This window comes from Polaromonas sp. (genome assembly GCF_035638815.1).
GTDB lineage: Bacteria > Pseudomonadota > Gammaproteobacteria > Burkholderiales > Burkholderiaceae_C > Polaromonas.
In genome coordinates, this window is the sequence record NZ_DASQZG010000014.1 from 1 (window position 1) to 21,073 (window position 21,073).

The 21,073-nt window shown below is 54.9% G+C and carries 17 protein-coding genes; 2 read left to right on the forward strand and 15 right to left on the reverse strand.

Going from position 1 to position 21,073, the window contains the following annotated elements:
- The 10 genes from VE934_RS08725 to VE934_RS08770 all read right to left on the reverse strand — a co-directional run.
- The coding region (locus VE934_RS08725; protein ID WP_324886440.1) for a putative Ig domain-containing protein at nucleotides 1–6,109 on the reverse strand (6,109 nt) is incomplete at its 3' end.
- Nucleotides 6,110–6,126: 17 nt separating this feature from the next.
- Nucleotides 6,127–6,846: a hypothetical protein gene (locus VE934_RS08730; RefSeq protein ID WP_324886442.1), complete on the reverse strand. Its 720-nt coding sequence runs from the start codon at nucleotides 6,844–6,846 to the stop codon at nucleotides 6,127–6,129.
- A gap of 142 nt (nucleotides 6,847–6,988) precedes the next feature.
- Nucleotides 6,989–8,353 carry an HlyD family type I secretion periplasmic adaptor subunit gene (locus VE934_RS08735; protein WP_324886444.1) on the reverse strand — a complete coding sequence of 455 codons (1,365 nt, stop codon included), beginning with the start codon at nucleotides 8,351–8,353 and terminating at the stop codon, nucleotides 6,989–6,991.
- Complete coding sequence (locus tag VE934_RS08740) at nucleotides 8,350–10,545, reverse strand: peptidase domain-containing ABC transporter (RefSeq protein WP_324886446.1); 2,196 nt, start codon at nucleotides 10,543–10,545, stop codon at nucleotides 8,350–8,352. The genes VE934_RS08735 and VE934_RS08740 overlap by 4 nt, the downstream gene beginning before the upstream one ends.
- Before the next feature lie 265 nt (nucleotides 10,546–10,810).
- Complete coding sequence (locus VE934_RS08745) at nucleotides 10,811–12,028, reverse strand: hypothetical protein (RefSeq protein ID WP_324886448.1); 1,218 nt, start codon at nucleotides 12,026–12,028, stop codon at nucleotides 10,811–10,813.
- 2 nt (nucleotides 12,029–12,030) lie between these two features.
- Nucleotides 12,031–12,363 carry a hypothetical protein gene (locus tag VE934_RS08750; RefSeq protein WP_324886450.1) on the reverse strand — a complete coding sequence of 111 codons (333 nt, stop codon included), beginning with the start codon at nucleotides 12,361–12,363 and terminating at the stop codon, nucleotides 12,031–12,033.
- Nucleotides 12,364–12,888: 525 nt separating this feature from the next.
- Entirely contained in the window at nucleotides 12,889–13,770 is an 882-nt protein-coding gene (locus tag VE934_RS08755) for a hypothetical protein (protein ID WP_324886452.1), read from the reverse strand.
- A gap of 362 nt (nucleotides 13,771–14,132) precedes the next feature.
- Nucleotides 14,133–14,507 (reverse strand): hypothetical protein, encoded by a 375-nt coding sequence (locus VE934_RS08760; protein WP_324886454.1) that lies wholly within the window; start codon nucleotides 14,505–14,507, stop codon nucleotides 14,133–14,135.
- Nucleotides 14,508–14,562: 55 nt separating this feature from the next.
- A complete protein-coding gene (locus VE934_RS08765) occupies nucleotides 14,563–15,357 on the reverse strand; it encodes a hypothetical protein (protein ID WP_324886456.1) in 795 nt (264 codons plus the stop codon).
- A 102-nt stretch (nucleotides 15,358–15,459) separates the two neighbouring features.
- Nucleotides 15,460–15,930, reverse strand: coding sequence for a zinc ribbon domain-containing protein (locus VE934_RS08770; RefSeq protein ID WP_324886458.1), 471 nt, complete (start codon nucleotides 15,928–15,930; stop codon nucleotides 15,460–15,462).
- An 83-nt stretch (nucleotides 15,931–16,013) separates the two neighbouring features.
- Here VE934_RS08770 and VE934_RS08775 point away from each other — a divergent pair, with 83 nt between their 5' ends.
- The gene (locus VE934_RS08775) at nucleotides 16,014–16,301 is read left to right on the forward strand and encodes a helix-turn-helix transcriptional regulator (protein WP_324886861.1); all 288 of its coding nucleotides are present in this window, start codon (nucleotides 16,014–16,016) and stop codon (nucleotides 16,299–16,301) included.
- 29 nt (nucleotides 16,302–16,330) lie between these two features.
- On the opposite strand, the gene VE934_RS08780 is transcribed toward VE934_RS08775, so the two are convergent.
- The 5 genes from VE934_RS08780 to VE934_RS08800 all read right to left on the reverse strand — a co-directional run bounded on the left by VE934_RS08780 (nucleotide 16,331) and on the right by VE934_RS08800 (nucleotide 20,509).
- Nucleotides 16,331–17,041 (reverse strand): hypothetical protein, encoded by a 711-nt coding sequence (locus VE934_RS08780; protein ID WP_324886460.1) that lies wholly within the window; start codon nucleotides 17,039–17,041, stop codon nucleotides 16,331–16,333.
- 438 nt (nucleotides 17,042–17,479) lie between these two features.
- Entirely contained in the window at nucleotides 17,480–18,172 is a 693-nt protein-coding gene (locus VE934_RS08785) for a hypothetical protein (protein WP_324886462.1), read from the reverse strand.
- Nucleotides 18,173–18,243: 71 nt separating this feature from the next.
- Nucleotides 18,244–18,684 carry a hypothetical protein gene (locus tag VE934_RS08790; protein ID WP_324886464.1) on the reverse strand — a complete coding sequence of 147 codons (441 nt, stop codon included), beginning with the start codon at nucleotides 18,682–18,684 and terminating at the stop codon, nucleotides 18,244–18,246.
- Nucleotides 18,685–18,798: 114 nt separating this feature from the next.
- Nucleotides 18,799–20,283 carry a tyrosine-type recombinase/integrase gene (locus VE934_RS08795; RefSeq protein WP_324886466.1) on the reverse strand — a complete coding sequence of 495 codons (1,485 nt, stop codon included), beginning with the start codon at nucleotides 20,281–20,283 and terminating at the stop codon, nucleotides 18,799–18,801.
- Nucleotides 20,261–20,509, reverse strand: a complete 249-nt coding sequence (locus VE934_RS08800; protein ID WP_324886468.1) for a hypothetical protein — start codon at nucleotides 20,507–20,509, stop codon at nucleotides 20,261–20,263. Before VE934_RS08800 ends, VE934_RS08795 begins: the two co-directional genes overlap by 23 nt.
- A 153-nt stretch (nucleotides 20,510–20,662) precedes the next feature.
- Here VE934_RS08800 and VE934_RS08805 point away from each other — a divergent pair, with 153 nt between their 5' ends.
- Nucleotides 20,663–20,869 (forward strand): helix-turn-helix transcriptional regulator, encoded by a 207-nt coding sequence (locus VE934_RS08805; protein ID WP_324886470.1) that lies wholly within the window; start codon nucleotides 20,663–20,665, stop codon nucleotides 20,867–20,869.
- Nucleotides 20,870–21,073: the final 204 nt, after the last annotated feature.

A 21,073-nucleotide genomic window follows, 5' to 3' on the forward strand; every position in this document is an offset into this window, starting at 1 on the left:
CCAGGGTGTAGCTGATGGAGGAGATGACGCGGTCTGTGCCTTCGGCTGCCGCCTCAACGACGCTGTCAGAGGCGTTGTCTACGTAGTACGTGTCGTCGCCCAAGCCGCCAGCCATGGTGTCGGCGCCTAAGCCGCCGTTCAAGGTGTCGTTGCCAGCACCTCCAGAGAGGGTGTTGGCTGCGGTGTTTCCTACCAGGGTGTTGTTGAGGGCATTGCCTGTGCCATTGATGGCTGCTGTGCCGGTCAAGGTCAGGTTCTCGACATTCTCTGCGAGGCTGTAACTGACTGCGGCCTTGACCGTATCCGTCCCCTCATTGGTCAGTTCGATGACGGAGTCTGCGGCGTTCTCAACGGTATAGATGTCGTTGCCTGCACCGCCGAGCATGGTGTCTGCGCCTGCACCACCGTTTAGGGTGTCGTTGCCTTCCAAGCCATACAGGTAGTCTCGCCCGGTGGTGCCCGTCAAGGTGTCACCGACAACGGTCCCATTGACGCTATTGGCGATATCCAGACTGAAACTTGTTGTCTCACTCGCGCCGGTCAGGTCGGTTGCGGTGATCCGCAACGTCAGAATCCCAGAAGCCGTGTCGGGCGGCGCTCCAGTGAGGGTGCGCGTGGCTGCATCAAAAGACAGCCAAGATGGCAGCGCGCGGCCATCGGACAGTGCGGCACCGTAGGACAGCAAGTCGCCAGCGTCAACATCGGCAAACACATCATCAGGCAACACGTAAGTCCAGACGCTACTTTCGATAGCATCCTGGTTTGCAATTGCCCTAGCTACCGTCGGGGCGTCATTTCTGTTTGTAATCGCCAGACTGAATGTGCTTGATGCGCTGGCACCTGAGGGATCAGTTGCGATAAGTCGAAATGTCAGACCACCAACATCTGCATTTGAAGGAACACCACTGAACGTCTGAGTCTGGGCGTTGAAACTCAACCAGGCAGGAAGTGGACCTCCGTCAGCCAACGTTGCGTCGTACGTCAACACATCGGCGTCGACATCGCCAAATGCGTCAGCAGGTATCGTGAAGTGCCATGCTGTGTCTTCATTGGCCACTTGCTGGCCTATTGTTTGAAGCGCTACCGGGGCCTGGTTGCTACTCGCCGCCATCAACGCATTCCAGGCCCACACCGTGCCATCGGCAAACTTTACCTGCTCTATTGAGCTCGGAGTCGGAAAAACACCATCACCTCTGTAACTGGGCGAATAGATAGAAATTTTGTCAGATGTGTCTCTGAAGGTGATGTGAATAAAGTGCTCGTCGCGACCGAAGATTAGGTCCGACGCTGCAATGCCATCACCAAATTCAATTCGATCGGTAACGCCTCCCGTGTCGTCCATGACGTCTTGGCCGTCACCCCGATTAAATTTGTATGTGTCGTTCGAGGTTTCGTCACCGTCAAACACGCGATCATTTCCACGGCCGCCTTCGAATACATCGTCATCAGAGATCCAGGAATTCCCGTTGCCAAAAAGCTCGTCGGCACCGTCTCCGCCCATCAAAATATCACTGCCGCCCGAGCCAAAAATTTGGTCATCACCCTCGCTGCCGTTGATGAAGTCACTCGTCTCGTAGCCTTCGATGCGATCGTCACGCAAGCTTCCCTCCAGCGACTTCGCTCTCATAGTCGTCCAGTCCCAGCGAGTGCCGTCAGCAAATGCAACGTATTCCATTGCTTGCGCCTGCAGGGAATTGTCAGACCAATGGAACATCGAATCAATCCACATGGTGTTCAGTGAATCCATCTCCAGATAGAAATGCCTGCCGAAATGCCGCACTATCACTTCGTCTGAAGAGATTCCCTGCCCAAACTCAATGGTGTCCGTACCGCCAGCATCCCAGATGTCGTCCCACCCATCCCCGCGGTTGTATCGATACACATCGCTGGAGGTCATGTTTTCATCATAGAGACGGTCGTTGCCGGTGCCGCCTACAAAGATATCGTTGCCTTCGTAATCAACGAGCACGTCGTTACCGCCAAAACCCTGCAATAAATCGTTCCCTACGGTACCGACAATTGTTTCAGCACCTTCAGTCCCAAGAAGCGATTTCTGCGCGATGGTAGCCGCATCCCAAACAGCACCCGAAGCAAATCGAATGGCTTGAATTCCATGCGGTGCTGCAGCAGTCGGTTGCGCGGCAGACACGTGCAATGAGTCACCGGTGAGAAGATTAACAATGACCAGCCGCTCCGCTACGTTGCGAAGCATCAAATCCTGTTCATTGACGCCAGCACCAAATTCAATAACATCCAGCGAATCCTCCGTGGATATCCAATCGCTTCCCCAACCTGCCTCCAGCTTATAGACATCTGCCCCGCCGCCTCCGGTCAGCTGATCGTTGCCATTTTCACCAGCCAAAACATCGTCCCCATCCCCGCCCGAGAGAATGTCGTTTTCGGCGCCGCCGTGCAGGGTATCGTTATCCGCTCCACCGTTTAGTTGGTCATCGCCTGCGCCCCCCCGCAACTCATCCGAACCTGCCTCGGCATTCAGAGAATCAGCGCCATCGCCACCGTCGAGTGCGTCACTGCCCTCACCACCGAACATCGTGTCGTCGTCCCCGCCGCCACTCATGACATCGTCGCCCTCGTCGCCATACAGCAGATCGATACCCGTATTGCCCGTCAAAGTATCGTTACCGCTACCCCCCAGCATTGTGTCTGTACCCTCTCCACCATGGAGGGTGTCATTACCACTGCCACCTTCCAGAATGTCATTGCCGTCACCGCCATCGACCATATCGTCGCCACCGCCGCCGTACAAAAGATCCAAGCCTTCGTTGCCCTTCAGAATGTCGTTACCAGAACCTCCAACCAGCTCGTCGTCGCCCAGTCCACCTGTCAGGGTGTCGTCATTGCCACCACCTTCCAGAATGTCGTTTCCCTCTCCCCCGTCGAGTATGTCTTTGCCGTGGGTAGCCGGGTCAATGACAAAGTTGCCTGAGGCATGCGTGATGTCATCACCGTAGATTTCATCGTCCCCAGCACCGCCCCAAATGACGTCGTCGCCCCCACCGCCAATTAAGCCGTCATTTCCCCCGAAACCTCGGATGCGGTCAGTGATGTTGGTGCCAAGTAGAACGTCGTCTAGCTCGCTACCGTCAACATCAAACCCGCGCGTTAGCAATTGGCTGCTGCTCAAACTGCTGCCATCGGAAAACTGGAAGCTGTCGATCGCAACGCTGTTGTATGCATCGTTTTGATCAAAATTGTCGATATGGATCTGATCGCCGTTCCCTATATCTAACAACAACGAGCCCAAGCGCAGGGTGATGTCGTTGGAGGTGATCCCTGCTCCGAAGCGAAAAATGTTGTTTTCAGATTTCGTGTCAATCACCGTATCGGTACCGTCACCCCGATTGAAAAGATAGATATCTTGACCGGCGCCACCTTCAAGATAGTCGTCCCCGGCGCCACCCACCAAGATGTCATTCCCGACCCCTCCCCAAAGTTGATCAGCTTCAGCGCCGCCATCCAGGTAGTCGTCACCCATAAAGGCTTCGACATCTCCATTAACATCAATGCCATCACCATTGAGTACGTCTTTTCCTGCGCCTCCAAACAGTGCGTCGTTGTCACCGTCCCCGACCAGGACGTCGTCTCCACTTTCGCCGAACAGCACATCGTTACCGCGGCCACCCCAGGCGTGATCATTGCCTGTGCCCGCATAAATCACGTCCGCACCAAAGTCAGCGGGATTGGAAGTTCCACTTGCAGGAGTAAATAGCCGCGTAGTGCCAGCCACCACTTGCCAGTTCAGGCTGCTTGGCATCCAGTCCACATCTCCCGAAATGTCGTCGTCGCCTGCGCCACCAACCATGAGGTCAGCTCCGCCGCCCCCAAAAAGAACATCGTTATCTGTCCCGCCAATCATGATGTCGTCACCAGAATTACCCGCCAGCCAATCCCCTCTATTTCCGCTGCCATTCTGGCTGTTGCCGCTGTCAATCGCCTGAGCTACGGTAATTTGACTGTCGGCGTAAAGACGATCATCACCGCCGCCGCCCTGCAAGATGTCACCATCCGACCCGCCCATCACCAAGTCTTTGCCCGCCCCACCATATACCCAGTCGCGTCCGCTGCCGGTTTCCACCTTGTTATCGCCGCCACGGGTTGTGTAGACGACATCATTGCCGCCCCCACTGGTTATGTGATCGTTGCCAGCACTGTCTTTGAGCGTATCCCTGCGATCAGCGTCGGCTTCCCCGCCGACAATGATGTTGCCCAATGCATCTTCCTTGTATTGATCGCCTTCCTCAGCGGGGTCGGTGTCTATTGGCTTGAGGTCGCCTTTGATCTCCCTAGTGGTTGCCGGGCTCTCCACCACGGACGCGTCGCTGTAGGTAATACCGAAGTCAGATCGACCCTTGTCATAGGTTTGCACCACAATCTGGCCATCAATGATGAGGGTCCTGTCGTCGGCAAGGACATAAAGGTGTTTATTGTCGGCGCTGCGGTAGACGCGGTTGTCGCCATACTGGGCACCTCCAGTTAATGTTTCGCCGTCCCGGATGATGCTGCCCTTGCCGTCGCTGTCGAGGATGGTGTCCAGCCCATCACCGCTTTGGAAAACGTAGGTGTCGCTTCCTAATCCGCCCAACAGGGTGTCGTTGCCGGTTCCACCCATAAGCAGATCGTCGCCAGCGTTGCCCACCAACAGGTCGGCGGCGATTCCGCCCACCAGGGCATCGCTGTTACTCCCGCCTAGCATGAAAGCGCCACGATTGAAAATGTCGGTGTTGGCCAGACCGTTTGCGCCGGCTTGTACGTACCAGTCGCGCATATAGGGCAGCATGGACTGGATGAGTTGGTGCTCGAAGCTAGTTAATCCTGATGATTGAGTGAGGTAGTTCTGGAAATAGAGATCAAAGCCTTTGGCGTCGGTCAAGTCGAGCTTTTCGTTGGATTGAAATGCTGCGGCGAATTCAGTGGAGACGTTCGCCATGTCGAACTGGATGCCGCCGGTGACATCGGTAAAGAGTTCTTTTTTGTAGCCTGCGCTAGCAGAATTTTCTTCGTAATACTTTTGCATTGCGAAGGCGGTTAACGCCTTGCTGATATTGTTGGCGGCACTTCTAAAGATGCCTGCGTTGCCGTCTGTCAGGGTCAAGCCGTTGTCTTGAGCTAGCTTGATCATGTCCTTCGTGAAGCGGGTAATCATGGCATCAGCCCCTGTCACCAAAGGTGCGTCGCCGAATTCATGTCTTACCAAACGATCAATAAAATTCTCGTTTTCTTTATCCGTTGGAAAGCCATAAAGCTTGTCACTAAAGATCAACCGAATCATGTCAGGTAGTTTGAATGACACCTCCCTCAATGACGAAGTAACTACGCCGCTTTGCTTGGACATATCACTTTGCAAGAAAGCTGCCAGAAGAGCCTGTGAATGCAGCGCAATACCTAGACTAATATCTGTTGTCCCGTGGTCTAAAGTGATCTGCTGATTCCCAATTCTGCTGAGTAGAGGCTGTACGGTTAAAAATTCACCTTTAACGTTTATGTTGGAAACTCTGGCTTCTCTGATCGCCAAGCCGTCTTGTGACCAGCCTAACCCCAAGGGATCCAATGATGAAATAAATCGGTCTAACGGTGCGAGCCAAGTTGATGCCATTGGGTAGCTCGCGGCTGGGAACATCGCCATCAATTCACTTCGTAATCCGTGAGCCACTGCCGCATTGGCGGCGTTGCGAAACGGTGCTTGATCAAATGTCAAAGCGGTTTCATTGAAAAATATTGCAGTTAAAGAAGCCAGTCCACCGCCTAGTGAGTGACCAGTGAAAGTGAATTGAGCCGTTGGGTAATCAGTTTTTATTTGCAAGTAATACTGCGCGGCTTGTAGTAATTGAATCGATCCAACACCTGAGCCAAGACCCAAATTTGCTGCGTTATCCCCAGCCAAATCGCTTGGGTAAGTACCCGCGTAGGAGATGACAATTTGATTGCCCTTAAAAAACGCCCCAGCTTCAAATCCAGTTGTCAAATTTACATGTGAAAGCGGTATTTCCGACCAGCCATCTGGCACTGGTAGTTTATTGATGCTGGTACGTGTCGAAAGATAGACTTGTCCAGCCATCAATGCGCAATCAATTTCAAATTGTGTTGCCATAGTCTGCTTCTTAAGTTTTATTTGGTTTTGTTTAACTGTTGATCCATCATGCGTTTGCCAATCGAATTGCCAGGGCTTACCCAACCGCCGTCAATCCGAACCATCTCCGGGCAACCCTCGGAGCCTTCCCGTTTAACTGGCGCACGCAATATAGTTTGATACTCCGCCTGCGTCAGGCTGCTATTAAGTTTTTTGATGCTCGCAGCTGATACAGTGCCAGCCTGACGACTTTCGTCAATCAACTTTTTCTCATGTGCTGAGGTATTAATGACAACATTAATTTCCTTGAATACAGCAGGTAATTCGGTGAGGGAAATTCGTATCCACGCTGACGTGTCGTACCGAAAGAAGACATATGGCGGGTTTGGTCGACCCCATTTGTTATATGCGAGACATCCGTAGGCTGATGTCACGATATAAGCAGTACCGTTGAGTACATGTACGGCCAGTAAGTCAAAATTCGAATGCCCTACATCCTCACTGAATTCATCCTTCCATGTCACTGGCTTGGCTGTGCCCGGTAGCGCAAAACTAATTACTTGTTCTTTGATGGGCGATTGACCAACTTCACCCCTGCCCCCCCGACTTTGAGAACGTGTCACCACCATCTTGCTTCCATCGTGCAACAACACTTCCTCTTTCCAAGTTGTTTCTGAACATGCTGTCATGCTGACTCCTAATGTCATTACAAATCCAATTGTTTTGAATACCCTCACTAGCCTACGTCCGTAGTCCATGCTGTTTTCCTTTCAAATGAACTTCCATATTTCGCATTGATCGTCGTTATGGCAGTCACCAACAGCGCTGGTGCACCCCTACGGCATAGGCTGCCATTCTTCTGACGCAAGTTGCCACCCAGAAGCAGAGCCCGCCTCGCGCTCATCTCTCCCGCCCCGCCTCAGCCGACACCTTCTGCACCGGGCTCAACAGATACTCCATGATGGTTCTGCGGCCTTGGTGAATCTCTACAGCCACCTGCATGCCAGCCTCAAGGCCCTTGCGCTGGCTGGTGTCGCCGTTGAGCGATTCCAGAAACTGTGTATCCAGCTTGACCATCGCTTTGTAGCCCTGCGGCGCGGGCTGGCCGGGGTTGTTGGTGTTCGATTGCGCGTCGGGTGCCAAAGTTTGCATGCGCCCTTCTATCAGGCCGTATTTTTGAAATGGGTAAGCCGCTACCTTGATGCGCACCTGCTGGCCCGCCTGCACAAAACCCACGTCTTCGTTTTTAACCTGCACCTCAGCCAACAGCTGCTCGCCCTTCGGAACCAACGTCAGCAGAACCATGCCAGGCTGCACCACAGCACCCTTGCTCGTAGTGGCTACGTCCTTGACGATGCCGGCTTGCGGCGCCTTCAACTCGAGCAGGCCGGTTTTATAGCCCATTTTCTGGGTGTCTTGCTCCAACTTTGCAAGTTGGCCCATGGCCTCGGTGCGCTCAATCAGCAGTTGGCTGCGGAAGGTGCTGGATAGGCCAGCGATTTTTTTGTCTTGAGCGGTGATGGTGGACAGCAAGCCCTGTACGGTGGCAGCCTGCGCTTTGAGGTCTTGCGACTTTTCAATGGCTTCGCGCTCTTTGTCGTTGCCAGCTATCGGACTCAAAAAGCCTTCTGCCACCAGCTTGTTGTGCGCTTTGGCGCTCTGCTCATAGCTGGGTAGTGTGCTTTTGAGTTTGGTGAGAGTTTCTTGCGCAGAGCGCAGCTCGTTTTGTGCCCGCTCGCGCGTGGCCACCTCTTGTGCCAGCGAATCGGTGAAGGCTTGGCGGTGTGCGTTGGCCTGGGCCTGCACCTGGGCAATCATGGCGGGCTCGTCCCCGTCCTTGATGGCCAGCGGAATGCCTGCCAGTTCTGAATCTACACGCCGCAATGTGAGGCGTTTGAGTGTCAGCTCGCTTGCCAAGCTGCGGCTGTCGGCGCCTGTCATGGTGGGGTCAAGACGGATCAATACTTGCCCGGCTTGCACCTGGTCACCCTCTTTCACCAGAATTTCGGCCACCACGCCGGCCTCGGCGGGTTGAACGATTTTTGTATAGCTGATGGGCACCAGCTTGCCTTCGGCTACGGCAACGATGTCAACCTTGGCGAAGATGGTCCACGCCAGCAAGATGGTGAAGAGCACCGCGACGATGTAAAAAATCAACCGCGGCAGCTTGGGCATCGGGCTTTCCTGAATGGCTAGCAAGCCAGGGGAAAACTCGGCTGCATCAGGCAACAGGCGTTTGGTCAGGGCTTGGGTCAAGTTGCTCATGCCACTGCCTTTGTCTGCACAACTCTTTTCAGGTGCCCGCCGCCGATGACGAAGATTTCATCAACCTGCAGGGTCTTGGGCAACGCATGCGTCACAAACAGCATGCTGACCTTGCCGCGCAAGGCGTTGACCGTGGTGGCAAAGGAGTTGGCGGTTTGTGCGTCCAGCGCGCTGGTGGCTTCGTCAAAAATCAGCACTTTGGGTTTTTTGAGTAAGGCGCGGGCAATGGCCAGGCGCTGCTTTTGCCCGCCAGACAAACCTGCGCCGCGCTCGCCAATCTCAGTTTGATAGCCTTGCGGCAGTGCCTGGATGGCGTCGTGAATCTCCGCCATCTGGCAAGCCTGCACCACTTGCTCAAAGCTGGCATGCGGGTTAGCCATGATCAGGTTGTCATACACCGTGCCACTGAACAGCACCGTCTCTTGCGGCACCACGCCAAAGTTTGCGCGCAGCTCATTGGCGCTCAGGTGCAGGATGTCGATGCCGTCTACCTTGATCTGCCCTTCGGTAGGCCGATAAAAGCCCTGAAGCAGCTTGGTGAGGGTTGATTTGCCCGTGCCGCTAGGGCCCATGATGGCGACCGTTTGGCCCGGCTCAATGGTGAGGTTGACGTTGCGGTACAGTAGCGGCAGATCATCCGCATAGCGAAAGCCGATGTCTATCAATTCAATTTCGCCTTTGGCCTGGCTTTTGCGGCTGGGCGCAAGGCGGTAGGGCTCGGTGGGAACGTTCATTAAGTCGCCCAGCCTGTCCACAGCCAGGCTAGCTTGTTGAAACTGCTGCCACAGACCAACCATGCGCAGCATGGGCTGGCTGAGCTTGCCGGCAAACATCTGAAAAGCCACCAGCATGCCGATGGTGAACACGGTGCCTGTACCCGCTGCCAGGGCCACGGTGTCAGGGTGCATGACAATCCACGCGCCTGTCACCAATATCAGCAGCGTCATCATCTGCTCTAGCGTGTTGGCCACCACGTTGTAGGTGTTGGCAATCTGTTTGGTTTGAAAGCCCGATTGCAGGTAGGTGGCCAGGTAGCCGTCGTATCTGGCTTGCAGTTGCGGCTCAAACTGAAGGCTTTTGACGGTCTCCAGGCCGGCGATGTATTCAGTTAAAAAAGCCTGGTTGCGCGCGCCCAGCATGAACTGCTGGTTCAGCCGCGTTTGGAAAATGGGCGCGACCAAAAACGACAGCAACGCAATGACGGCCAGAATGCCCAGCACAATCAGCGTGAGCGTGACCGAGTAGTAAAACATCACGCCCATGCAGATCAGCAAAAAAGGCACATCCAGAATGATGGTGACAGCCGCCGAGGCAATAAACTCGCGTATGGTCTCTACCCCATGCAGCCGCGCCGCGATGACGCCGGTGGGCCGGTTCTGAAAATACTTGGGCGGCAGCCGAAACAAATGCTGAAACACCGCCGCGCCCAGCACCGCATCAACCCGGTTACCGGTGTGCAAAATCGCGTACTGGCGCACCCAAGTGAGCAGCGCGGTAAACAGCATGAACACCCCCATGCCAATGGCCAGGGCAATCAGCGTGCTCTCAGTGCGGTTAACGACCACTTTGTCGATGATGGCTTGGGTAAACAGGGGCAGGCCTAGCGCCAGCAGCTGCAACACCAGACTTGCGCCCAATACCTCGTGCCACACCTTGCGGTGCTTGAGAAGCTCAGGCACAAACCAGCGAAAGCCGAAAGAGGCACTTGCGCCGGGAGCAGCGTCCGGGTCGCGGATGGCTTCATCTTCGGGATAGAGCAAGAACACCCGACCCGTCAGCTCAGAAAATAGTTGCCCGCGCGGTGTGGTTACTGGCGAATCACTGCCAGTCGCCAGCCATACGGCTTCGGTATCACTTAGCGCAATAAGCACTGCGACCGTTAGTTTCTGCGGCTCAAGATCTGCAGCAAGATCCAATTCAGCTACATCGGACTCGTCAGACCCTTTGACGGGCGCCGAAGCTTGTCGCTCTACGAGCAGGGGGAGTGGTAACTGTGAAAACTGCGCCGGTTCAATCGTTCGAAGCTGTGCCTTAAAGCCCAAGCCACGGGCAGCGCGGACCACTGCTGCAGTGTCATAGGGGGGCGGAAATTGCTGGAGAAGCAAATTTCCATCGAAGGGAAGTCGATGCACGGCGCACATGGTCTGCAGCGCCCACACAAAATCCGCCTTGATGTATTGCTCCCCTCTCATTACGCACCTTGTTATTTGCCTAGCGCCAGGGGATGAACACCCCATGAGCCAGCCTCCCGGCAAGCTTTGTGAAGTCTATCTTTTAGGGCATACGAGTAAACACAAATCGCTACATATTACAAATTGTGTCGTGTTTCGTGCACTCATAGGCATACTTATTTCTTTGGCGCATAAGTTCATGCTGCCTGCAACACTGGGATCAGCCCAAGTTAAGTGGATGCTTGCGGCACAGTGTTGCCCCAGCACTCCGTGCCGGGCTGGAACACTAGAACTTCAGGACAGTTACCCGAGGGCAATGATCACTCGAGACTATCTTTTGTCCCGCCTTCTGCGCAACTGGGAGCTTGACCGACCGGGGTTCGGCAGGCTGCAATGCACGCAAGGTAGAGCTGAGCAAAATGTGATCCAGGCCAACAAATCCCTTGCAGCCTACTGCAGACTCATCCAGTAAAACCTGATGAAGCGATGGGTTGCCATCGGAAATCTCTTGCCACAGGTACTTGCTCGCTACCTGCCCGTCAGCGTCCGCCCTGTTCACACCAGCTGGATCAGTTCCATCGACGCGAACTTTGTTCACAGGTACTTTTTGCTTGGCCTCTTCGTCAAGGCGCCTGTTGAAATCTCCCAACAGGACAAAACGTGGTGATTTGGCTGCAACGCGCTCAATCCAGCTTTCAAGCGGTGCTACCTGACGATTGAGCACTTGGCAGGCTGAGTCTTTGTCAGTAAGAAGCCGACCCGGAAACCCACCGCCAGTTATCAAATTCGCGCACGAAGATTTTAGGTGCACATTCATGATCGTCAGTGGTTGGCCTTCTACGGTCAATTCGAGGGACAAGCCGGGGCGCAAGGTCCTTAGGGACGTTGAGTCCTGCAGCTTTTCTTTAATGGAGAGTGAGCTCTCTGGGACACAGCTTGCCGGCGCGGATGACAACGTCTTTACCCAGGCGAAGCCAACCGTTTGAAACGCACTGTGGTTCGCCAGGCAAGTATCAAATTTTGCGGCATGCACTCCGAGTATTTCTCGAATAACACCCACCGATTTCACCTCCTGGAATGCAAAGATCTGAACCTGCTTTTCAGCCACAAGGGTGTGCACCGTCTCTTTCAACCCTTGGAGCTTTTCGAGGTAAAGATTCGCTGCGCCACCTACTACCTTTTTTGGAGTGAGCTTGTAGGCGTTGCACGGTGCGACTGACATACCCGCCAGCGGGCCACCGGATGCTTTGTCAAAGTCGATCTGACACTGCTTCGCGCGCGCCTCTTCCACTGACGTTGGTTCCTGCGCGCCCGTTTCCTTCTTCGCGCGGGTGTCGCACCACTGGACGGCGGGGGCAGAACAAACCTCCGCGTGACGATTGAAATCAGTGGTGGTTCCGGCCCATGCCAGATTGAATGACGCTATGCCAATGTCAGCAGCTCCTGCCACATCTAGCAAACCAAGCGAAAAGAACGCGGACAAACAAATCCTTGCGATACGCATGATTACTCCCTATTGTTAAGTTGTTGACGAGCCAGAGAAATGGTTTCTACCGTTTCGATGCTTGGTGCCGCGTCCTCGGCATCCGGCATAGTTCTTCTTCCGTTTTTTGTAATCGTGTAGGTCCCGCCGCCCTGCCCCGCGCAAACACGTCTGCCCAGACGACTGGGCAGGAGGCGCGTGAAGCGGTGGCACTGCGGCATTTGATCCGTCGAGCCGTGACCGTGATAGTCACCAGTCTTGCGCTTCGCGTGCCATCCCTGTGAATTCGTGCCACCGGGGAGAGGGGAAGCAAAACCGCAAGCCAGCAGCAGCGCGATCTCGCAATGCAGGTCCATGATGTGTCCGATTGTGCGAACATATGGTGACATATGCGTCTCACAGGCGCCTCCCCCAATTGGAGGAGTTTTTCGACTACCTAAGGTGAAAGATCGGAAAGAACTAGACTAGCTTGTCCAAGGATATGCCGCCCCTAACTGTCCTAGGTTGAGCCTCGGCATCGCCTAACGGTCTATCCGCCAGTGCTCAAATGGCGTGCTATACGTCCCCGAGAAACTGCCTGTAGGTAAAGTGGATTTCCCCACGACAAGATCATCGAGAAGAAATGCAGGGCCGAAAACAGGTTCGACTTCCACTTCTATCAATCGCACTTTTTGCCCGAGAGCGGCGCCCTAACCCACTCCCCGCTGTCCTTGCTGAAATTCAAATGAGCTAGCGCTGGTCCTCCGTGACGCTTCGTTGATTTGGTTCGGTAGTCTTCCTACCGCAAACTTCGCCGTCCAGCGCGGGACGGGTGGTGATGACGATGCGCCACAAACGCAAGGCGCCTCGCTGTCGATCAGCGACGCTGACGTTACAAGGGCTCACTTCGAGTGAATGCTTCGCATGCTTCCTGTTTTAAGCACAACCACTACTACGTCTTCTTGATCAGGCCGATATAGGACTGCGTACGAAGGTCGTCCGACGATAAGTCTGCCTGTGAACGTTTCCCCGGTGTCGCCATTCAAAACTTCAACGCAGTCGGCCCCTATCTCCTGCTTTCCCGTTCTAGCCATTTTCTCAAGTTCGACCCTTTTTTTGAGCGTGCTCACGCAATGCCGAGGACCAACGATCAAGTCTTTCGCGTAAGCCGTTCCTGCGGTATAGCCCAATAACGGGATTACGGAAAAGACAGAAAACAGCGTCACCAGCGCCACCCCGACTACTGGAACAGCTAAAAAGCCCGTTAGACCCGCCGCCGCAACTACTGCAACCGCGCGTCCCACCAGCGAAAGCGGCACACGACTTTTTTCGTTCTGCTGTGGACGACTAAAGCGCTTTACGAGGCTTTGCCACCAACGATCAAGTCGTTTAACAATAAAGGGATAAGCGATTACGCAAAGAATCATCACGAAGGCCATCGCAGCAATTGCAAGCCCATACGCCGTCATCACCCGCAGGAGTGCTTTCGAGTCAAAACGAGACGTCAGAGCACTCATCGCACCCAGAAATCCTTCACCGCAGAGGGAAATCAGTTCAAGTGCGGACGTGTACCAGATGCCGCTGTTGTAGCCGAAATTAGCAGTCAACGCCAAAGATACGCCGTAACCGAAGAGCGCGCCAGTCACATACAGTGCCGCGCTTGCAAGGCTGACGTTTTTGAGCAAGCTCAATAGCAAGCTCTTTTGGCTATTCTCTGATTGCTCGTTTTTTAAGGCAAACGGCGTGTTTCGGGCGCGATGCTTGGAAGGTCGAATTGGTGTCATATGTCCACGCTGAAGTTACTAGAGCCGCAAACGCTCAGTGGCGCGCAGGTCGGCATGGTCGCCGAGCTGAACCCGTTGGACAAGGTAAAGAATTTGGTTGACGACTACGCAAAATGGTGCAGGACCATTTCTATATGAGCCATCCTGGGCGGCGGTTTGTCCTGTTTAGCTCTTAGTCAAACCCGAAGAGCGCTCTCAGAATTCCCGCGCGCGGGTATTCCATGCAACAGCATCATTGCGATAGCACCTGTATCGCCCGCGGCCTTACCTGGTGACGACCGAACCAAGTCAGGCCGATATCACCCCGGCAATGACGCCAGAACCCGGACGCGCAGTCGAGAAGCTTATGGCAATGCAAGCATTCACTTCTTCACTGGCTTATTGGATGAATCCGGCTTAGTGGTCGCCCCTACCGGTTTTGCCCGCTCTTGGCCCGTTGGAGCAGTCGGCTTCGATATCTCAGGCGTTTTAGCACACTGACCGCCTTGGACCATACCCGCAGCCAAGACACCACCACCATTAATTGAACAATGATATTCCGCCCCGGATTTTGTCCTGGCTGTGTAGTACGTGTTCGTACCCTGCTCATTGCGGTTGAGGATCGTCAGCTCGGCCGCACTTACGCCAATCAAGGGAGAGGTATGGGCGCGCAGCTTCTCATCAGAAAGCATTTGGCTGGCGCAGCCGGAGCATGCAGCCACGATAGCAAGTTGGGAGAACGTATTGGCAATCGTCATTTGAGTTCCTCCGAAATAAAGTTGTTGGGCGCTTGGCGTGGCATTGCGTTGAGTACTACTTGAAGTTCGCCAGCAGGTTTTCGGGAGTGATTTCAGCGCGCGGCTTTCCGTCCACTTCCGATAAACCTCCCGCACTAAACAGACCCTTCCGGTTGGCAAGCTCAAAGCTTACAAATTGCGCGATCGCCGTCCCTTTGAGAGGCAGTGGCGATGGGAACAACTTTCGGGCAAACCACACGCTGGCCCCCGTGTTGTTGAGGATTACCTGTACTTTGCTGGCTCGGACCATCTTGATCTGATCCCCGTACTTGTTGGTTTTCCCCTTGTATTGGCTGGTCAAGTCCTGAAACTCGAGAATCTCGCGCTTCCCGCTGTACTGAATATCTACAGGGCAGAACAAGCCGTTTTCGTCGGTATGCATCTGCACCCTCAAAAACTCTGCTCCCCTCTTCGTCGTGCGGTACTTGTCAGCCTGTCCAGACTGCGGTTCGATTAATTTCTCTTGCAGAGCCACCTTTAAGATCAATTTGCCAAGGTTTGTCGCGGGCGGAGTCTCGGCTTTGATATTCACGCAGTTAACGTTGAGGCTGCGCAAACGGTATTGCCGAAGCGCATTCGTGACGATCAGCTCCTTTGACTGCTCATTAAATTCTTCCTTCGCTTTTTCAGAGCCAGTTTCATCGGCAAACTTTCTGGCTACCTCGAAGTCAAGATCGTTGGCAAAGCGTGCGTTGCGGCAGCCCAAGGATTTGGGGTCATCCGCCCCGTCCCGACAGGCCAACACCCTGTCGATTCGCTCCCCGGCGTTCTCGGTGTAGTAGCTGATGGTTTTCTCGGCATAGACCGCCATGGACGGCAGAAGCAATCCCAAACCAAGGAGACATTGGAAGTAGATAGACAGCCGGGTCGGCTTTGGAGAACAAATGTGAAGCATTGGAATTGTTCCCCGGGGTTACATAGAGCGGTTGACCGTCAGCTTGAACAACAGCAGAAACATCGATACGGGCCAAAGGAGAAACATCGAGAGCTTGGCTTTGAATACATTGGCCACCGTGTTGTGCATGGGATGAAACTCCATCACGCTCCCCATGACATACCGAGTCATCACAAAGCCGAAGCCCAAGTACATCACTGTCGCGATGAGGGCCAGAGTCTTACCGTTGGGCATCATCACCACCACCATCCAGAGCAGCAAAGCGCCCAGATAGAGCAGCCAAGCCATGCCCAAACCCATGGACATGGGTGCCTCCCCCTCAATGGCGTCTTGCCCAAACGCTGGGCTGGAAGGAGCCATGGCCTGCACTGCGGGCGGCGGCATTGCGCTCATGTCAAAACCGCAACGTCCGCAGAACCTGGCCTCCGGTCGGGCAGCAGCACCACACTGGTCGCAGAACTTCTTCATTTCTTGATCTGTCTGTTCCACTTTGTTCTCCCTGAGTAAGCAAGCATTGCAAATGTACGAATCCGTGTGTGTATGAATGAGTATACAAACACGATAGTGTTTTGGTGGTTACCACCTCTATCGATCCCCGTAAGGCCTTGGGCCTGCGGATTAAGCAACTCCGCGCCGAATACCCGCTCACCCAGGAAGAGCTGGCCGACCGGTGCGATTTGTTCCGCACCTATATGAGCCGAATTGAGTCCGGGCTCGCCAACCCGACCCTCACCGTCCTACACACCTTGGCGAAGGGCTTGGAGGTCGACGTCGCGTCGCTGCTTGCCATGCCAGTCGCGAAGGCTCCTGCCAAAGTGCGCTCAGCTCGACCTGTCTCGCGCGGCCGGGTTGCCCGGTAGTCGTTTTCGGGGGCTTGCTGGCCGTATCGCTAGCTGGCGCAGACCCAAGCCATCCAGCGCAACATCACTTCCCGGTGGTCCAATGCGCTTCCAGAAATAGCTTGGAGGCTTAAGCTCCAGCCCCGGCTTTGCGCCAACCACTCGCCGGCCGGCACGTCGCCGATGGCTTCCATGCGGTGCCAGTGAAGTTCGACCAACTCGGGTATCAAGCTTTCGAGACCTTGAAGACGCACGGGCCCGCTGGCCAACCTGTGCAGGAGCGGCTCCGGCAAGACATCCAGTCGGCTGATGTCTAACTGGAGCTGTGAGCGAGGCAAGCGAAGCTCAAGCGTGTTGCCGTCCGGTGACATCGCAGGTTTCCAGTGCCACTCTCCCGGGCTGGTTGCGAATGCAAGCGACAAGGCGCAGCGCATCATTCTTTCTGCCAGAAACTCCTGGGCCTGGCTGACGGCTTCGATGTAGGCGCCCTTGGCCGCAAAGCTGAAAAGATCACTCACATGCTTTTCTGTCAATTCAAAATGATGGACGTCCGCCCTCTTCTCCAGCCAAGCCTTAAGGTGCCTCAACTGCGGTCGGGTTATAGGAGTATCAGGATTGATGACCGCTGCCCCTTCTAAGGAACCACCGACAAACATGGACCGGGTTAGGCACCAAGTCACCAATTGGCCCCAAAGCTCTTCTCCAGTTCGTGCGCTGCTGTTGATTGGCCGCAGGCTCAGCCACAGGACCTGTTCCTTCATGAACGTCCTCCCGCGCCAATCGGATCCCTAGCAAATCCCTCCTTGGAAGTCTCAACACACAAGGCGCGGGCACTGTCACACACGTATCGCCGACCTGTAGCTCTGACTTCGAGAACGAGCGGTGTTCCAGTTCGAATAGCCACAGCCTTGTGAAGCGGCAAAAAACCCTGATCAGTCTGAATAATCATTGAGCCTGACCAACTGCCTACGGGACTCATATGGACCAGATTCCCAATGGCTTGGCTGGACACCACATCCTCATTGCCCCAAACCTGGAACACAGCCCAGACCAGAAAGCACAAGGGTGCTGCAACGATAAGGGCCGATGCGAGCATCAGAGCCCACACCAGGCCCTTGCGGGCTGGCGGCAGGGTTCGATTAAGGCGCGGTAATTTGGGTGGACGAGGATCATTCATGTATTGCTCCTTGATCACTCGCTTACAAACCGCTCGTAGCCCAGACGGCCCGGGTCTGGAGATGAGCCAGATGCACGGCTGACATCAACCTTGAGACTTGCTGCGGATGAATGTGTCCCTCCCCCGGCAAGCCCAAGACCGCTCTCAAGGTATCGGACATAGCCGCATCCTCGCGGCGCAGCGATCGCAGCGCATCAGTCAGAAACAAACCGCGCAAATGAGTCAACCAGTCTGGGGAAACCGCAATGCGCTGGTAACCACCCATCACCGCAGCTCGGACGCTGTGAAACAAGGCGCAGGGATAGACCATCGTCGCCAAGTGAATGAACTCCCGTTCGTGGGGAAGCACGATCACCATTGACATCGCCTGGTTGGCTGCAGCGTTCACCATGTGGAGTGGTGTCCAAACAGCTTTCATATTCAACTGGGCCACGCTGCCGAAGGACTGCTGATGCGGGCTGGGACCCACCTCTCGCGGGAAGAAGTATGCCCAGACCATGTTGTCGTCGGCGAAGAACTCCCGTGCGAACCGCTCCAGCCTCGGATCGTTGTAGTGCCGACGTCGGCGAATCAAGGTGCTCCGAAGCACTTCTGCAGATTGCAGCAGTTGGGGGTCGTAAGGTGAGGACACGGGTACGGCGCGGCCTTTGGGGGATGCGCTAGTGACCCCGGATTGAAACTGGTCGTAAGGACGGCGCGATGAGGGTGTGTTCATGAAAGGCTTTCGGGACAGATAAATGGAATGGGGGGAAAGACGAGGCGGCAACGTTCAAGCCGGGCCATTGCTTACAACCTCTGCCGCAGCTTGCGCGAGGTGGCGGCTGACGGATTGACCAGCTTGCTTTTGCCCTTTGCACTTACCTTTGCACCCTTGCGCGCCTGCGGCTTGATCGCGTCTTGCGATTCAGGGATGTCGTGCCCTAAGGGAAAGTGCACGATGGGCATGCGGATGTAGACCACATCACTCGGATCGCGCAGGATCACTATCAGCTCACGTGATTCGATGTTCGAGGTATGACGCTCGTAGGCTTCGTCGCCGATCAGCTCGCGCAGAGTTGCGGGAATGCAGAGCGCGGCAAAGCCTGTGAGATCGTGAATTCGGACCAGGTTGTCTTGCTCGGTGTCGGAGACCGTGCCGGGATTGGCGGGCTCTGTTGGCTGGGTAGCGTTGGCGAAAGGTGAAGCGGCTTTAGTGGGCTTAGACGACTTGCGTGATTTGGTGTTCATGGGGTTCCTGCTGATCAATACGTTTAAGAAATTTCGGGCAAAGCTTTCCCCTGCACCGCCGCAAAAAAGTTTTGCGGCGGCGATCTGGAGTGAGTCAAGCTGTAGGTTGGAGCGTCAGGTATGCCAGGGCGCTGGCTCTGGCCTGAAGTTACTCATCCGCCAAGGGGGCGGCTGGGGTTCGCTACCGCCGTAGGTGGACGGCACGATGATTGCCTCGCCATCTGGTGCGAGTGGCATGGGATCCGCACGCGCTGGCATCCGGCGGGCGCCGTGTACGCCTCGCGGTTTGGGAATGGGTTGCGGCGCGACGTCGTTGGCCGGGACATACAAAGTGCGAGACCCAGTGGGTCCGCCCTGCCCCATCCCGTCTGTCTGTATGGGAATCAATGGCCCCACTGACAATCGGCTCGCCAAAAGCCGCTCCATGGCCGAACCGTCTTGACGGGTCAGATTGGGAACGTACCGGCTATACACCCTGAAAAGCATCTCGGTACTGGTGTGACCGAGCTGCCGGGCAATCCACTCTGGGGCTTCGCCCGATGCCAGCCTAAGTGTCGCCGCCGTGTGTCGCATTTGATAGGGACGCCGTTTCTGGAGACCAAGGTGACGCAGCAAGGGGTACCAAACCCTGTCGGAGAAGTTCTTGTTGTCCAACGGCTGGCCTGTGAGATTGCAGAACACGTATTCGGACACCTCGCCAGTGGCCTTGAACTGTTCTTGCAAAGCATCAAACACCGGCTGGCTCATCTGGATGTCGCGCTGGCTGCCGTCAGTCTTGGTGTATTCGTCTTCGCCGAGCACGAAGGTTTCCCGCACGCGGATGACGCGCAGTTCAAAGTCGACGTATTTCCATTTGAGGCCGTGAACTTCGCCTGTCCGCATGCCCGTGAAGAAACGCGTGACGAAGTACTGCTTGTAGTCAGCGCGGACTGTCGCAAGGATGCGCTGGACATCCGTCAGGTTGAACGGGTCGACATCAGTTCTGCGCAGGCGCAGGCGTTTGATGTTGGTGGTGGGTGTTGTGAACCCGAAGCGGTCTGACGCTTCGACCAGGATCTGGTTGAGCGTGCCGATGATTTCATTGATGCGTTTGGGCGAGAGGCCTTCCTTCTCGCCGCGGCCTTTGGCTTTGGCCAGGGTGGCGCGGAAGGCGAGGATGTCGGACTTGGTGATATCGCCGACAGCCTTTCCTCCGAAATGTGGAATGAGGCGGCCATTGATGGTGGACAACAGGGATCGTATGTGGCTCCTGCGCCATTCGATGCTGTGTTCGTCTACCCACTGGTTGACGAAGGCTTGGAATAAGGGAGTACTGTCTTGAGTGACAGATTCGACTTCGATTGGGATCGGGTCAGCGGGGGACAACGGATCAAATCGCGCAGCAAGCGCGCTCTCGGGGAAGAAATCCCGATATCTAAACGTGCCTTCTTGCTGAGTTTTTTTAATTTTGTCGATCACCCCCTGGACACGCTTTAGGTTTTGCGGCGATTCAGGCAGGGCCGTTTGCTCCCTACAACGCACACCACGGTAGGTAAAATCGATGACCAACTTACCAGTTTCTTTGCGAACAGTAACTTTAGCCATTGAGGACCGCTCCATTGGCCATCGGAATTGCGACAGAACCAGTGGATGACTGGATCGACATGACTCTCATGTCTCGCTCGATGGCCTCCCACACAAACAGAATTTTCCGACCACCAAACGGGCGCAAGTAATGCACTCCCTCCAGCAAAACGCTGTCTTTCAGACGCTCGCGAATCGTGCGAACGTCATATTTGATCCGCGAGGACAGTTCATTGGTGGTGAGATATGTCTGACCTAACATTGCTAGCTCCTTTACAATTTAAGTGGCAGGCGATAAAAATATTTATCACTTGACGCTAATGATATGCATAAAAGCTGAATATTCAAGCCATTTGATACATTTTTTTATCTTTTTATATTTTTTTCAATCATGATCCGATTTAAGCTTGGCGAAATGATTGAGAAAAAGCAGTTCGCTGAAGGGCGTCGAGTCACGATCAATGAGATCGCGACAGCAACTGGATTGAATCGAATGACGCTGTCAAAGATTCTTAATTCAAAGGGGTATGGCACTGGAACAGAAACCATCGACAAGCTCTGCCAATACTTCAATTGCAGGGTGGAGGATCTGATGGAATACATGCCAGGAACCGGCGGCTAGTCAGGAGTCGCTAAGTTCTAGCGCCTAATTTTTAACGGAGTGCACTTCGTAGGCCCACTACGAGCGACTCACGGCTATCTCAGCACCCAAGCGGAAGCCATGAATAGTAGTTCGCCCGGCGTGAATGAGTTGGTGGTCTTCGGACCGATGCGTGGTCTGAGATCAACCTAATGCGGAACCATGTTTTGGCGAGACCACGTCCCG

Excerpts from the sequence above, each read along its gene's own strand:
- VE934_RS08730 (WP_324886442.1), bottom strand. The coding sequence starts at position 6,846 with ATGGACTACGGACGTAGGCTAGTGAGGGTATTCAAAACAATTGGATTT.
- VE934_RS08735 (WP_324886444.1), bottom strand. The coding sequence starts at position 8,353 with ATGAGCAACTTGACCCAAGCCCTGACCAAACGCCTGTTGCCTGATGCA.
- VE934_RS08740 (WP_324886446.1), bottom strand. The coding sequence starts at position 10,545 with ATGAGAGGGGAGCAATACATCAAGGCGGATTTTGTGTGGGCGCTGCAG.
- VE934_RS08745 (WP_324886448.1), bottom strand. The coding sequence starts at position 12,028 with ATGCGTATCGCAAGGATTTGTTTGTCCGCGTTCTTTTCGCTTGGTTTG.
- VE934_RS08750 (WP_324886450.1), bottom strand. The coding sequence starts at position 12,363 with ATGGACCTGCATTGCGAGATCGCGCTGCTGCTGGCTTGCGGTTTTGCT.
- VE934_RS08755 (WP_324886452.1), bottom strand. The coding sequence starts at position 13,770 with ATGACACCAATTCGACCTTCCAAGCATCGCGCCCGAAACACGCCGTTT.
- VE934_RS08760 (WP_324886454.1), bottom strand. The coding sequence starts at position 14,507 with ATGACGATTGCCAATACGTTCTCCCAACTTGCTATCGTGGCTGCATGC.
- VE934_RS08765 (WP_324886456.1), bottom strand. The coding sequence starts at position 15,357 with ATGGCGGTCTATGCCGAGAAAACCATCAGCTACTACACCGAGAACGCC.
- VE934_RS08780 (WP_324886460.1), bottom strand. The coding sequence starts at position 17,041 with ATGAAGGAACAGGTCCTGTGGCTGAGCCTGCGGCCAATCAACAGCAGC.
- VE934_RS08785 (WP_324886462.1), bottom strand. The coding sequence starts at position 18,172 with ATGAACACACCCTCATCGCGCCGTCCTTACGACCAGTTTCAATCCGGG.
- VE934_RS08790 (WP_324886464.1), bottom strand. The coding sequence starts at position 18,684 with ATGAACACCAAATCACGCAAGTCGTCTAAGCCCACTAAAGCCGCTTCA.
- VE934_RS08795 (WP_324886466.1), bottom strand. The coding sequence starts at position 20,283 with ATGGAGCGGTCCTCAATGGCTAAAGTTACTGTTCGCAAAGAAACTGGT.
- VE934_RS08800 (WP_324886468.1), bottom strand. The coding sequence starts at position 20,509 with ATGTTAGGTCAGACATATCTCACCACCAATGAACTGTCCTCGCGGATC.
- VE934_RS08805 (WP_324886470.1), top strand. The coding sequence starts at position 20,663 with ATGATTGAGAAAAAGCAGTTCGCTGAAGGGCGTCGAGTCACGATCAAT.